10 protein-coding genes and 1 pseudogene are annotated in these 12,534 nt (G+C 77.6%); 7 read left to right on the plus strand and 4 right to left on the minus strand.

Features of this window, described 5'->3' with window-relative positions:
- The first annotated feature begins 115 nt into the window (after window positions 1–115).
- A complete protein-coding gene (locus ACFCX4_RS02850; RefSeq protein ID WP_376138319.1) occupies window positions 116–970 on the plus strand; it encodes a class I SAM-dependent methyltransferase in 855 nt (284 codons plus the stop codon).
- Between the two features lie 190 nt (window positions 971–1,160).
- Here the strand turns inward: ACFCX4_RS02850 and ACFCX4_RS02855 are convergent, their stop codons facing one another.
- Both ACFCX4_RS02855 and ACFCX4_RS02860 read right to left on the minus strand, forming a co-directional pair.
- On the minus strand, window positions 1,161–1,844 hold the full coding sequence (locus ACFCX4_RS02855; protein ID WP_376138321.1) for a DinB family protein: 684 nt from the start codon (window positions 1,842–1,844) through the stop codon (window positions 1,161–1,163).
- Window positions 1,845–2,037: 193 nt separating this feature from the next.
- Window positions 2,038–2,976: a MerR family transcriptional regulator gene (locus ACFCX4_RS02860; RefSeq protein WP_376138323.1), complete on the minus strand. Its 939-nt coding sequence runs from the start codon at window positions 2,974–2,976 to the stop codon at window positions 2,038–2,040.
- A gap of 184 nt (window positions 2,977–3,160) precedes the next feature.
- Between ACFCX4_RS02860 and ACFCX4_RS02865 the strand changes: the two genes are divergently transcribed.
- The 6 genes and pseudogenes from ACFCX4_RS02865 (at window position 3,161) to ACFCX4_RS02890 (ending at window position 10,910) form a co-directional block, all read left to right on the plus strand.
- Window positions 3,161–3,841 carry a hypothetical protein gene (locus ACFCX4_RS02865; protein WP_376138325.1) on the plus strand — a complete coding sequence of 227 codons (681 nt, stop codon included), beginning with the start codon at window positions 3,161–3,163 and terminating at the stop codon, window positions 3,839–3,841.
- Between the two features lies 1 nt (window position 3,842).
- Window positions 3,843–5,963, plus strand: coding sequence for a hypothetical protein (locus tag ACFCX4_RS02870; RefSeq protein ID WP_376138327.1), 2,121 nt, complete (start codon window positions 3,843–3,845; stop codon window positions 5,961–5,963).
- A gap of 163 nt (window positions 5,964–6,126) precedes the next feature.
- A pseudogene (locus ACFCX4_RS02875) lies at window positions 6,127–6,594 on the plus strand (PHP domain-containing protein); the annotation flags it as partial.
- 115 nt (window positions 6,595–6,709) lie between these two features.
- Window positions 6,710–9,295: an error-prone DNA polymerase gene (locus ACFCX4_RS02880; protein ID WP_376138418.1), complete on the plus strand. Its 2,586-nt coding sequence runs from the start codon at window positions 6,710–6,712 to the stop codon at window positions 9,293–9,295.
- Window positions 9,296–9,743: 448 nt separating this feature from the next.
- Window positions 9,744–10,196, plus strand: a complete 453-nt coding sequence (locus ACFCX4_RS02885; RefSeq protein ID WP_376138329.1) for a DUF4232 domain-containing protein — start codon at window positions 9,744–9,746, stop codon at window positions 10,194–10,196.
- A 78-nt stretch (window positions 10,197–10,274) separates the two neighbouring features.
- Window positions 10,275–10,910 carry a hypothetical protein gene (locus ACFCX4_RS02890; protein ID WP_376138331.1) on the plus strand — a complete coding sequence of 212 codons (636 nt, stop codon included), beginning with the start codon at window positions 10,275–10,277 and terminating at the stop codon, window positions 10,908–10,910.
- Between the two features lie 142 nt (window positions 10,911–11,052).
- Here the strand turns inward: ACFCX4_RS02890 and ACFCX4_RS02895 are convergent, their stop codons facing one another.
- Entirely contained in the window at window positions 11,053–11,541 is a 489-nt protein-coding gene (locus tag ACFCX4_RS02895; RefSeq protein WP_376138333.1) for a hypothetical protein, read from the minus strand.
- 89 nt (window positions 11,542–11,630) lie between these two features.
- Entirely contained in the window at window positions 11,631–12,461 is an 831-nt protein-coding gene (locus ACFCX4_RS02900; protein ID WP_376138335.1) for a TIGR03084 family metal-binding protein, read from the minus strand.
- Window positions 12,462–12,534: the final 73 nt, after the last annotated feature.

The raw sequence follows: 12,534 nt of genomic DNA on the forward strand, positions 1-12,534 counted from the left end.
GCGCCGGGGGGCGCGGCGGACCGCCGGCGTGCCCCCGTGCGGGCGCGCGCCCCAACTCCCTTCCGCCGACAGCGATCAGCCGACTGGCCCCGGCGGGCGCGGGCAAGGATGAACCATGACCGCCTCTCCCGCCCCCTCCGTCACCCCGCCCGCCCCCGCCCGCCCGGACTTCTCCGGCGAGGTGGCCGCCTACTACGCCGAGTACCGCAAGGGCTATCCGCCGCCGGTCCTCGACGCCCTGGAGCGCCTGTTCGCGCTGGACGCCCACCCGGGCATCGGCGACCTCGCGCTGGACCTCGGCTGCGGCACCGGGCAGCTCGCGCTGCCGCTCGCCGCCCGGGTCCGGACCGTCGTCGGCATGGACCCGGAACCGGACATGCTCGGCCAGGCGCGCGCCGCCGCCGAGCGCGCGGGCGTGCGCAACGCGCTGTGGCTGCTCGGCACCGACGCGGACGTCCCCGCCCTGGCCGGGCTGCTGCCCGGCGCCCGCCCGCTCGGCGTCACCGTGATCGGCAACGCCATCCACTGGATGCGGCCCGGGGAGCTGTTCCGCGCCCTGTACCCGCTCACCCGCCCGGGCGGTGGCGTCGCGGTGATCGCCAACGGCACCCCGGTGTGGGCCCAGGACACCGACTGGTCGCGGGCCCTGCGCGCGGCGCTGACGGAGCACTTCGGCCGGCCGGTGACCGCCTCCTGCGGCACCGACGCCGCCGAACGCGCCGGTTACGCGGCCGCGCTGGAGGCCGCCGGGTTCACCGGGGTGGGCGAGACGGTGGTCGAGTACCAGGACGCCCTGACCCCGGACCAGCTCCTCGGCACCGTCTACTCGGCCGTCCCCGCCTCGGCGCTGCCCTCCCCGGAGGAGCGCCCGGCCTTCGCCGCCCGGCTGCGCGCGGCGCTTCCCGAACCGCCCACCGCCGACGGCTACCCGGAGCACGTCCGGGTCTCCCTCCTCACCGGGCGGCGGTAGCACCCGGGCCGGGCGGCCGGCCGCGTCCCGGCCCGCGGTCCGGGACGCGGGCGAAGACGAAGGCGAACGGGGGGCTCGCCGGTGCCGGTGCCGGTGCCGGTGCCGCTTCCGCGCACGGGTCCGGTTCGCCGTGCGTCCGGCGACCGCCCCGGCGCCGGGGTGCCGAGGCCGGCGGGGCCGTCGCCCGGTGCTACTCCTGAGCGCCGACGCCCGTGCCGTGCCCGCCCGCCTCGTGCCCGGACGCCTCCCGGGCGGCGCGCTCCACCCGGGCCCGGTGCTCCGCCCACCAGGCCGCGTCGCCGGGAGCCGTGTTCTCCCCACCGCGCCGCTGGCCGGTCGCGCCGTCGACGAGCTCGCGGACGACGTCGGCGTGCCCGGCGTGCCGCTGGGTCTCGGCGGTCATGTGGACGAGGCTGTGGTGCAGCGTCACCTCGCTGCGGTTGCCCCACGGCACCCGGCCGACCGCGTCCAGCGGCAGTGCGCCGATCGTCGCGTCGGCGTGCGCGCAGGCCGTCCGGTACAGGCCGACGATCCGCTCCCGGCTCTCCTCCGGGGTCGCCCAGAAGTCGGAGTTGGGCTCGGCGTCCCCGGTGATCCAGGGCCGGGGCGCGTCGAACGGCCGCCCGAACGTCTCGCCGAAGTACAGGGCCTCCGCCGCCGTCGCGTGCTTGACCAGCCCCAGCAGGTTGGTCCCGGTCGGCGTCAGCGGCCGTCGGACGTCGTACTCGGAGAGCCCTTCGAGCTTCCACAGCAGGGCGTCGCGGGCGTCCTGCAGATAGACGAGCAGGTCCTTCTTGAACCTCTCGGACGTCTCGGGCCGCTCGGCGCCGTCGGGCGTCCCGCGGGTCGCTCCGGAGTGATCGGTCTCGGTCATGCCGGCCAGTCTGCCGCCACCGCCCGCCGCGTTCACCACCTTTTCCCGGGCCGGGAGTTCGCGGTCCGCCGCGCCGCCGCCCGGGATGCCGCCCCGGTGCGAGTGCCCCGGTGTCGCCACGGGGCGCCCCGGTCCGGTGCGCGCCGGGGCGACGGGAGCCGGGGCGGCGGGAGCCGGGGCGGCGGGAGCCGGGCTACCTCCTGTCGCGGGCGCGCAGGGCCTGCGTGAACCAGGCGAACACCGGCGCCAGGGCGGGGCCGAGGGGCCATCCGTTGATGACGGCCAGCAGGTGCCAGTAGCGCTCCGCGCGGGGGTCGCCGGCGATCTCCAGGCGCTTCAGCAGCCAGTGGCGCAGCCGCGCGTCGTCGGCGCGTTCGAAGGTCCGCGCGTAGCGGGCGGTCAGGTCGTCGACGACGGCCGCGGCCCCGGGCGAGGCCGGGTCGGTGCCGTCCTCGATCGCCCGGCCGACGGCGTCGCGGACGGCCTCGGTGAGCTCGTGGTGCAGGCCGGTGCGGTCACCCCGGGCGCGTTCGGCCGCCTGGTACTCGGCCATCCGGCGCACGGCCCCGCGGAAGCCGGGGTCCCGGGTGAGCTCGGCGAGTTCGACCCAGGCGTCGACCTGTTCGGGTTCGGGGTCGTCCGGCAGCTCGGGCATGGCCGTGCGCAGCATGTCCACGAACTCGGCGTTGGCGTCGAGCCCGCCGAAGGTGTCGTCGATGAAGTCGTTGATCAGACGGCGGCGTTCGTCGTCGGAGAACTTGGCGAGCTTGTGCATGAGGTTCATCTCCTCGGGTGTGGAGCCCCGTTTGGCCACCGCGCGCAGGACCGCGCGGCGCAGGCGGAGGGTGCGGATCTGCACCTCCAGGGCCTCGGCGTGTGCGGCGGCGACCTCGGGCACCGAGACCTCGCGGTTCAGCAGTTGCCGGATGCGGGTGAGGCCGAGCCCCAGGTCGCGCAGGGTGCTTACCAGGTCGAGGCGGGCGAGCGCACCGATGTCGTAGAGCCGGTAGCCGGCCGGGCTGCGGTCCGTCGGCGGCACGATCCCGGCGTCGGAGTAGTACCGGATGGTCTTGACCTTCAGCCCGGTCCGCCGGGCCAGGTCGCCGATCGTGAGGAGCGTGTCGCCGTCCATGCCCGTACTCTCCCGTCTCCCCCCACGGGAGACTCAAGCCCCGACCGGAAGATCACGGAGAGTGACGAGGGGGGTGGGGGATTCGGACTTGAATCTTTGCGAACGAATGTTCGATCCTGGGGGTGTGCCCGTTTTCGAACCAGTTTTCGAATCCACCGTCGAGCGGAAGACCGCGCTCCGACCGGTGGCGTCGACCGCTGCCCCCGGCCGGGGGCTGCTGCCGGTGGTGCCCGCGCTGCGCGGGGTGCTGCCGGAGGGCGGGCTGCGCCGGGGCACGGCGGTCTCGGTGGCGGGCGGCGACGCCGGGCTGCTGCTGGCGTTGGCCGCCGGGGTGCGGGAGACCGACGGCGGCTGGGCGGCGGCGGTCGGACTGCCGGACCTCGGGCTGGCCGCGGCCGCCGGGTACGGGCTCGACCTGCGGCGGCTGCTGGTCGCCGACGACCCCGGGCCGCACTGGGCCGAGGTGGTGTCCGTCCTGGCCGGCGCCGTCGAACTGATCATGCTGCGCCCGGACGGCCCCGTCCCGCCGAACCTGGCCGCCCGGCTGGCCGCCGTGCTGCGGCGCAGCGGGTGCGTGCTGCTGGTGGCCGGGCCGTGGCCCGGGGCCGGACTGCGGCTGGGCGTGCGCTCCGGGCGGTGGTTCGGGCTCGGCGACGGGCACGGGCGGCTCACCGGACGGCAGGTGGAGGTGGTGGCCGAGGGGCGCGGGTCGGCGGTGCGCGGGCGGACGGCCCGGCTCTGGCTGCCGGACGCGCACGGCGCGGTGCGGACCGTGGAGGAGACGGTCGGCGCCGGGACGGTCGACGGGGTGGGGGAGGACGCGGCGGGGGCCGGAGTGGGCCTCGACCGTATGGCGGTGGTGTGAGATGACCGGCGGAGAGGTTGCCGGATCCACCGGGACGGGTGGCGCGGTCACCCCCCGGGTGCTGGTGGTGTGGTGTCCGGACTGGCCGGTGGTGGCCGTCGAACGTCCGGGTGAGGACCGGGACGTCCCGGTGGCGGTGGTCGAGGGCGGCCGGGTGCTGGCCTGTTCGGCGGCGGCCCGGGCGGCCGGGGTGCGGCAGGGGCAGCGGCTCAAGCTGGCCCAGCGGCTCTGTCCGGCGCTGGAGCTGCGTGACCGCGACCCGGAGGCGGAGGTCCGGCGGTTCGAGCCGGTGGCCGCGGCGGTGGAGGCGTTCACTCCCCGGCTGGAGGTGCTGCGGCCGGGGCTCTGCGCGATCCCGGTGAAGGGGCCGGCCCGCTACTTCGGCGGGGAGGAGGCCCTGGCGGCGAAGGTCCAGGGGGCGGTCACGGCCGCCCTGACGCTGTCGGCTGCGGCGGCGGCGGGGCCGTCGGCCGTCACCGGTGACGCCCCGGGCGGTGCCGGCGGTGCCAGGGGTGCCGGGGGTGCCGGGGGTGCCGCCGCCGGTGACGCCGAGGGCGCGGCGACGGCCGGCCGGGCGCACCCCGCGGACGCGGAGGCGACGGCCGGTGGCCGCGGCCGGGCCGCGGGCGGACTGGCCGAGGTCGTCCCGCTGCACCCCGCCGACAGCCACTCCGCCGACGCGCGCCCCGCCGACAGCCACTCCGCCGACGCGCGCCCCGCCGACAGCCACTCCGCCGTCGGTCACCCCGGCACCGGTCACCCCGCCACCGGTCACCCCGGCACCGGGACCGCCGGGCCCCGGCGGCACACGGCCGGGGCGGAGGAGCTGTTCGCCGCCGCGCCCGCCGCCAGGGACGGCGCCCGGGGCGGCTTCGCCCGCCCGCCCGCGTACCCCGCGCCCCCGGCCTCCACCGCCGCGGCCCCGGCGGCGGCCCCCGACCCCGCACCGCCGCTCGGCCGGGTCGGCGTCGCCGACGGCCTGTTCGCCGCCGTGCTCGCCGCCCGGGCCGGAGTGCTGGTGCCCGCCGGGCGGACGGCGGAGTTCCTCGCCCCCTACCCGGTGGCCGCGCTCGGCGACGCCGTGCTGGCCGAACTGCTGGACCGGCTGGGCCTGCCCACGGTCGGCGCGTTCGCCGCGCTGCCCGCCGAGTCGGTGGCCGACCGTTTCGGACCGTCCGGGACGACGGCGCACCGGCTGGCCCGCGGTCTGCAGCCGCGCCCGCTGGTGCCGCGCGCGGAGGGGCCGGACCTCTCCGTCGAGCAGCGCTTCGACCCGCCCGAGCCGCTCGCCGAACCGCTGGTCTTCGTCGCCCGCACCCTGGCCGAACGGCTGCACCAGCGGCTCGCCGGGGCGGGGCTGACCTGCCAGCGGGTCGCCGTCGAGGTGGAGTGCGCCGACGGCCGGACGGTCGCGCGGCTCTGGCGGCACGAGGGCCGGCTGTCGGCGACGGCGCTCGCCGAACGGGTCCGCTGGCAGCTCCAGGCCTGGCAGGGCGCCGGCACCTTCGGCCGGCCGGACGAACCCGGGAGCCCCCGCGGCCCCGAGCCGGGCGGCTTCACCGCGCTGCGTCTGGTCCCCGACGACCTCACCCCCGACCAGGGCCGCCAACTGGCCCTCTGGGGACAGGCGGTGGCCGACGACCGGGTGGAACGGGCGGTGGCCCGGGTGCAGGCGGTGCTGGGGCACGCCGGGCTGCGCCGGATCGAGCCGGCCGGCGGCCGGGGCCCGGAGGACCAGGCGGTGCGGGTGCCGTGGGGCGAGCCGTACGACCCGGCGGCGCCCCCCGACGCGCCCTGGCCGGGGAGCGTCGGCGGGCCGCGGGCCGTCTGGCCGGCCGTCGTGCACCGCGTGCCGGTGCCGGCGACGGTGCTGGACGCGGCCGGGCGGCCGGTGACGGTGGACGGCCGGGCGGGGGTGTCGGCCCGCCCGGCCACCGTGGCGGTGCGCGGGCGGGAGCTGCCGGTGGAGGGCTGGACCGGCCCCTGGCCGGCGGTCGAGTACTGGTGGGACCAGGCACGGGCCCGCCGCCGGGCCCGGTTCCAGGTGACGGTGGCGGACGGGCGGGCGCTGCTGCTCACCGTGGAGGGGGGTGCCTGGTTCGTGGAGGCCGGGTACGACTGACGGCCCCGCCCGGCAGGCCCGGGCGGGGCCGGGACGGGCGGGCCGGGCCGGCGGACGGCCCGGAGGACCGGAGGGGGCAGGAAACGAACGAGAGACCGAAGGCACCACCCCGATGGGATTCACCAGCCACCCCCTCCTCCCCTGGAGCGAGCTGCACCGGCGGATGTCCGGCGACGGCGGCAACGTCGTCCCGCTGCACCCGCACGCCGGGAGCGAGCGGGACGGGCCCGCCGGTGCCCCCGCCGGCCCGCCCGCCGGACCGGCCTGGGCCGAGCTGCACGTCCACTCGGCCTTCAGCTTCCTCGACGGCGCCAGCGACCCCGAGGCGCTGGTCGCCGAGGCCGCCCGGCTGGGCGTCGAGGCGCTCGCCCTCACCGACCACGACGGTCTCTACGGGGCGGTCCGGCTCGCCGAGGCGGCCCGCGGCACCGGCGTCTCCACCGTCTTCGGCGCCGAGCTGACGATCCGCCGGGAGCGCGGGGGCGGCGTCGAGCACCTGCTCGTCCTGGCCCGCGACCCGGAGGGTTACCGCCGGCTCTCCACGGTCATCGGCGCGGCCCAGCTCGCGGGCGGGGCCAAGGGGAACCCGGTCTACGACTTCGCGGCCCTCGCCGACGCGCACGGCGGCCACTGGGCGCTGCTCACCGGCTGCCGCCTCGGCCGGGTCCCCGCCGCCCTGGCCGCCGGAGGAGCAGCTGCGGACCCTCACCGAGGCGTTCGGCCGGGAGAACGTCCACGTCGAGCTGATCGACCAGTGGCTCCCCGGCGACGACCTGCGCAACGACGCCCTCGCCGGACTCGCCGCGCGGCTGGGCCTGACCACCGTCGCCTCCACCAACGCCCACCACGCGAGCCCCGCCCAGGGCCGGCTCGCCCAGAGCCTCGCCGCCCTGCACGACCGCCGCACCCTCCCCGAGGCGGCGGGCTGGACGCAGGCCGCCGGCACCGCCCACCTGCGCTCCGGTCACGAGATGGCGGCCCGGCTGGCCCGTTTCCCCGGCGTCCGCGAGGCCACCGTGGACCTCGCCCGGGCCTGCGCCTTCGACTTCGCCGCGCTGGACCCGGAGCTGCCCGGCTACCCCGTCCCGCCCGGGCACACCGAGATCAGCCACCTCCGGGCCCTGGTCGCCGGCCGCGGACCGGCCCGGTTCGGGCCCGGGAACGGCCCGGCCCGCCGTCAGCTCGCCCGCGAGCTGGACGTCATCGAGGACCTCGACCTGGCCGGCTACTTCCTGATCGTCCACGACATCGTCGACTTCTGCCGCCGCGAGGACATCTGGTGCCAGGGGCGCGGCTCGGCGGCCAACTCGGCGGTCTGCTACGCGCTCGGGATCACCGCCGTCGACCCGGTGCACTACCGGCTGCTCTTCGAACGCTTTCTCTCCACCGCCCGCGACGGGCCGCCGGACATCGACCTGGACATCGAGAACCGCCGCCGCGAGGAGGTCATCCAGTACGTCTACCGCCGCTACGGGCGCGAGCACGCCGCCCAGGTCGCCAACGTGATCACCTACCGGCCCCGGCTGGCGCTGCGCGACGCCGCCCGGGTGCTGGGCTACCCGCAGGGCCAGGTGGACGCGTTCAGCCGGCAGGCCGACTTCCACTCGCCGCCGGGCGCGGACGCCGTCGTCCCCGCCGACGTGCTCGCCCTCGCCGGGCAGCTCCACGGCCTGCCGCGCCACCTGGGCATCCACTCGGGCGGCATGGTGCTCACCCGGGAGCCGATCGCCGGGATCTGCCCGACCGAGTGGGCCCGGATGCCGGGGCGGTCCGTGCTGCAGTGGGACAAGGAGTCGGTGGCGGGCGCCGGGCTGGTCAAGATCGACCTGCTCGGCCTCGGCATGCTCGCCGCGCTGCACGACACCTGCGACCTGATCGCCCGCCACCACGGCGAACGCTACGACCTGGCGAGCATCCCGGACGACGACGCGGGCGTCTACGCGATGCTGCGGCGGGCCGACACCGTCGGCGTCTTCCAGGTCGAGTCGCGCGCCCAGATGGCCACCCTGCCCCGCCTCAAGCCGGACCACTTCTACGACCTGGTCGTGGAGGTCGCGCTGATCCGGCCCGGCCCGATCCAGGGCGGCTCCGTCCACCCGTACCTGCGCCGCCGCGCCGGGGTGGAGCCGGCCGGCTGCCCGCACCCGCTGATGGAGAACGCGCTCGGCAAGACCCTCGGGGTGCCGCTGTTCCAGGAGCAGATGATGCAACTCGCCATCGACTGCGCCGGGTTCACCCCCGCCGAGGCGGACCGGCTGCGCCAGGCGATGGGTGCCAAGCGTTCGCACGAGCGGGTCGCCCGGCTGCGCGAGCGGCTGCTGGGCGGCATGGCCGAGCGCGGCATCCCGGAGGAGGTGGCGCAGGACGTCTACACCAAGATCGAGGCCTTCTCCAACTACGGCTTCCCGGAGAGCCACGCGATCAGCTTCGCCTACCTGGTGTACGCCAGCGCCTGGCTGAAGCACCACTACCCGGCGGCCTTCACCTGCGCCCTGCTGGCCAACCAGCCGATGGGCTTCTACTCGCCGCTCAGCCTGATCTCGGACGCCCGCCGGCACGGTGTGCGGGTGCGCGGGGTGGACGCCAACGCCAGCGGCGCCGGGCCCACCCTGGAACCCTGTCGGGGGCCGACACCGGCACCGCCGCTCACCGCGGGCCGGCCGCAGCCCGCGATCCGGCTCGGTCTGGACACCGTGCGCGGCATCGGCGCCGCCCAGGCCGAGGCGGTCGCCGCCGGACGGCCCTACGCGGACCTGGAGGACTTCGCCCGCCGGGCCGGCCTGCCGGGACCGGCCCTGGAGGCGCTGGCCGCGGCGGGCGCCTTCGGCTGCTTCGGGCTCGGCCGGCGGCAGGCGCTCTGGGCGGCGGGCGCGTTCGCGGGCGTCTCGGCGGACCTCATCCCGGGGACGACGCCCGGTACCGCGGCGCCGGAGCTGCCCGCGATGACCCCGATCGAGGAGACCATCGCCGACCTCTGGGTCACCGGGACGTCCGCGACCAGCCATCCGCTCCAGCACCTGCGCGCCCAGCTGGAGCGCGGCGGGGCGCTCTCGGCCGCCGAGCTGCCGGACGCGCCGCAGGGCGCGGCCGTGGTGGTGGGCGGTCTGGTGACGCACCGGCAGCGGCCGCCGACGGCGGGCGGCGTGCTCTTCCTCAGCCTGGAGGACGAGACCGGGCTGATCAACGTGATCTGCAGCCGGCCGGTCTGGGAGTCCCAGCGCCGCACCGCGCTCGACCGGGCCGGGCTGCTGGTCCACGGGCACGTCGAACGGGACCGGGGGGCCACCAATCTGGTCGCCACCCGGCTCACGCCGCTGCGGATCGGGCTGTGACGGCGCGGGGGCGGTCCGTGCCATGATCCTCCCCATGGATCCGTCGCCGCCGCTGTCGCGGGCCGTCGCGCCGCCGACCGTCGCACCACCGCGTCCCGTACGGCCGCGTCCCGTACGGCCGCGTCCCGTACGGCCGCGTCCCGCGGCACCGGGTCCCGTACCGCCGGTGGCCCCCGCGCCGGCGGCCCGTGCACCCCGGAGCGCCGGCCGGGCCCCGGGCCCGGTCCGGGCGGGGCTGCTGCTCGCGGCCGGCGCGCTGGCGGCGTCCGGGTGCGGCAGCACCCCCGCGACCGGTGCGGGCGGGGGAGCGCCGGGCCCGGCACGCAGCATCGGCGACGCGCCCCTCCCGGCGACGCCCACCGTCCCCCCGGTCACCGGGACGGCCCCGGGGACCGTCGTCCGGCCGGACCCCCTGCCGGCGGCCACGCCCACCGCGACCCCCGTCCCGGTGTCCGCCTGTTCCCCCGAGGGCGTCGCGCTCGCCGTCGGTCCGGCCGACGCGGCGATGGGCCTGCGGGTGATGTCGGTCCGGCTCACCAACTGCGGCACCCGCCCGTACAGCCTCAACGGTCACCCCGCCGTCCGGGTCCTCGACGCCGAGCGCGCCCCGCTCCCCGTCACCGCCGGGCGCGGCTCGGCCGGCATCGCCACCCTGGCGGACTTCGACGCCGCCCCGAAGCCGCTGACCCTCCGGCCCCGGGAGTACGCCGAGTTCCGGCTGGCCTGGCGCAACACGGTGGCGGCGGGCAACCGGGCCCCCGACAACGGCCGCTTCCTGGAGGTCGCGCCGCTCCCGGGCCGTCCCCGGCTGACCGTCCCGGCCGACCTCGACCTCGGCACCACCGGCAGGATCGGCGTCGCCCCCTGGACCGTCCCGGCCGCCGGGGCGCCGGCGCCCTGAGCCACCGTGCCGCCCGTCGCCCGGCGGGCCGATCGCCCCGCGCGCCAAGGGAGATGACGGCACCGCCATAATGGCGCGATGTCCGAACAGTACCTCTCGGCGTTCGCGGTCGACGGCGACGCCCTGTTCCGCACGGTCGGTTCCGGCGACGAGGACTTCGTCCGGGGCGCCCTCGACCGGATCGGCCCGCTCGCGGCGGCCGGCCGGCTGCTGCGGGCCACCGATCCCGCCGGGGTGGAGCCCGCGCTGCGGGAGCTCGCCGAGGGCCGGCCCGACCCCGCCCGCCCCGCCGGCTACGGCTGGCTGCTGGAACTCCTGCTGCCCGGCGCCGGTGACGCCCTCGGCGCGGCGACGCTGCCCGGCCGCGGCTGGCACGAACTCGCGGACGCCTTCCGGGCCTGGGACCTGCCGGTCCTCGCCGGCCTCTGGGCACGGCCCTGGCCGTTCCCGTGGCCGGACGCCGCCGCGGCGCCGGACGCCGACCCGTGGCCCTTCCCCGTCCTCGCCGCAGGCTCCGAACTCGACCGCGTCCGGGCCGAGTTGGCCGGTTTCGACACCGGGCGGATCCACGGGGAGCCGGAACTCCTCCCGGGCGGTGACGAGGACGCGGCCGAGGAGGTCGAGTGGCTGGTCGGCGAACTGCTCCCGGACTGGACGGCGGGCGCCCTGGAGCGGGGCCGCGGGCTGCTGCTCCTGCGCGACGGCGGCAAGTAGCGGCGGTCGGCGGCAGCCGGGGACGCCGGTGGTGAACGGCCGGCGCGGCGCAGTCGTGGGGGGTGCCTGCGCCGCGCCGGGGTCTGTGGTGACCGCCGGGGCGGTGGATCCGCCGGAGGGGACCGGCGTCACGGGTGGCCGGTCAGAAGGCGGGCTCGTCGTTCAGCTCGACGATCCGCAGGTCGCTCAGCCGGACGGTGTACCAGACGTCCTGGCTGCCGCCCCCGCCCCAGAACTCGGTGAGCCGCACCGAGGCGAAGCCGTACTCGTCCTTCACCTGTTGGGCGGACCAGTCCGCCGGGACGTTCTGGGCACGGAACACCGGATCGGCGTCGTGCTCCTGCGCCCAGGCGTCCAGCCGGAAGTTCAGGTGCGGGGCGAGGTAGCGCTCACGGACGGCGCGCGGGGTCTCACCGCTCCCGCCGAGCACCGCCCGCCGGTACTCCGAGAAGAAGGTGACCACCTGGTGCGCGGCCGGGGTGCCCGCCGTGACCCGCACCGGCACGGCGGCGGCCGGGCCGGTGACCGGGGCGAACGCGGCCTGGGCGGGGGTGGCGAGCAGGCCGCCGACGGCGAGCAGGGCGGCGGCCCCCGCGAGGGCGGTGCGCATCCGGGTGTTCATTTGCTTCATGACGGAAGTCCATCATTCGCCGACGAACTCTGTATATCGCCGAAACGTGTGGTTTACCGCGCCCGTCGGCATATTTGACGAATCATCCGCTAAAGCGAAGACCCCTTCTCCCGGCCCTTCCCCGGCGGGCCCGCGAAGGCCTGGGCGATCGGCAGCCAGGACGTCGCCACCCCGCCGACGGCGGTCAGCGCGAGGTCGTCCCGGTGCCGGCGCCGGGTGACCAGCAGGCAGAAGTCCAGGGCCGGTCCGCTCACCCGGTCCGCCGCGCCGGCCGGCCCCCAGGTCCAGGAGCCGCCGTCCGGCGCGGTCAGCTCCACCCGCACCGGCACCTGCGGGGCGGGCAGTCCGTGCACCGTGAAGGCGAACCCCAGGGTCCGCACGCCCAGGTGCGCGACGTGCCGCAGCCGGGCCGTCGGTTCCCGGACGGCGCCGAGCGCGTCGGCCACGTCCTGCCCGTGCGCCCAGGTCTCCATCAGCCGTGCGGTGGCCATCGACGCGGCCTTCATCGGCGGGCCCATCCAGGGCAGCCGGACGTCGGCCGGGCAGGCCGTGAGCGCGGCCGCGAGCCGTTCCCGGCCGACCCGCCAGCGGGCGAGCAGCGCCGCCGGCTCCTCGGCCGCCCCGTGCGCCGCGCCCTCCTCGATCGGGTCCGCCCCGGCCGCCGACAGTTCGCCGAGGCTCCGGCGCAGCTCCGTGACGAAGGACTCCGGGTCGCGCGCGGCCAGTTCGGACCAGTCGTCGGTCCACGCCAGGTGGGCGATCTGGTGCGCCACCGTCCACCCCGGCGCCGGGGTGTCCAGCGCCCAGCCGTCCGGGTCCAGCCCGGCGACCAGCGCGTCCAGCGCCTCGCTCTCGGCCCGCAGGTCGGCCAGCAGGCCGGCCAGGACGGGCGGGGCGCCGGGAACGTTCGGGTCCGTCATGGATCTTCCCTTCGCACGTTCGGAAACCTGGTCACTCCCGACGGCCCGCGGGGTCCGGCGGGGGCCGGACCCC

The organism is Kitasatospora sp. NPDC056327, from assembly GCF_042261735.1.
Lineage (GTDB): Bacteria > Actinomycetota > Actinomycetes > Streptomycetales > Streptomycetaceae > Kitasatospora.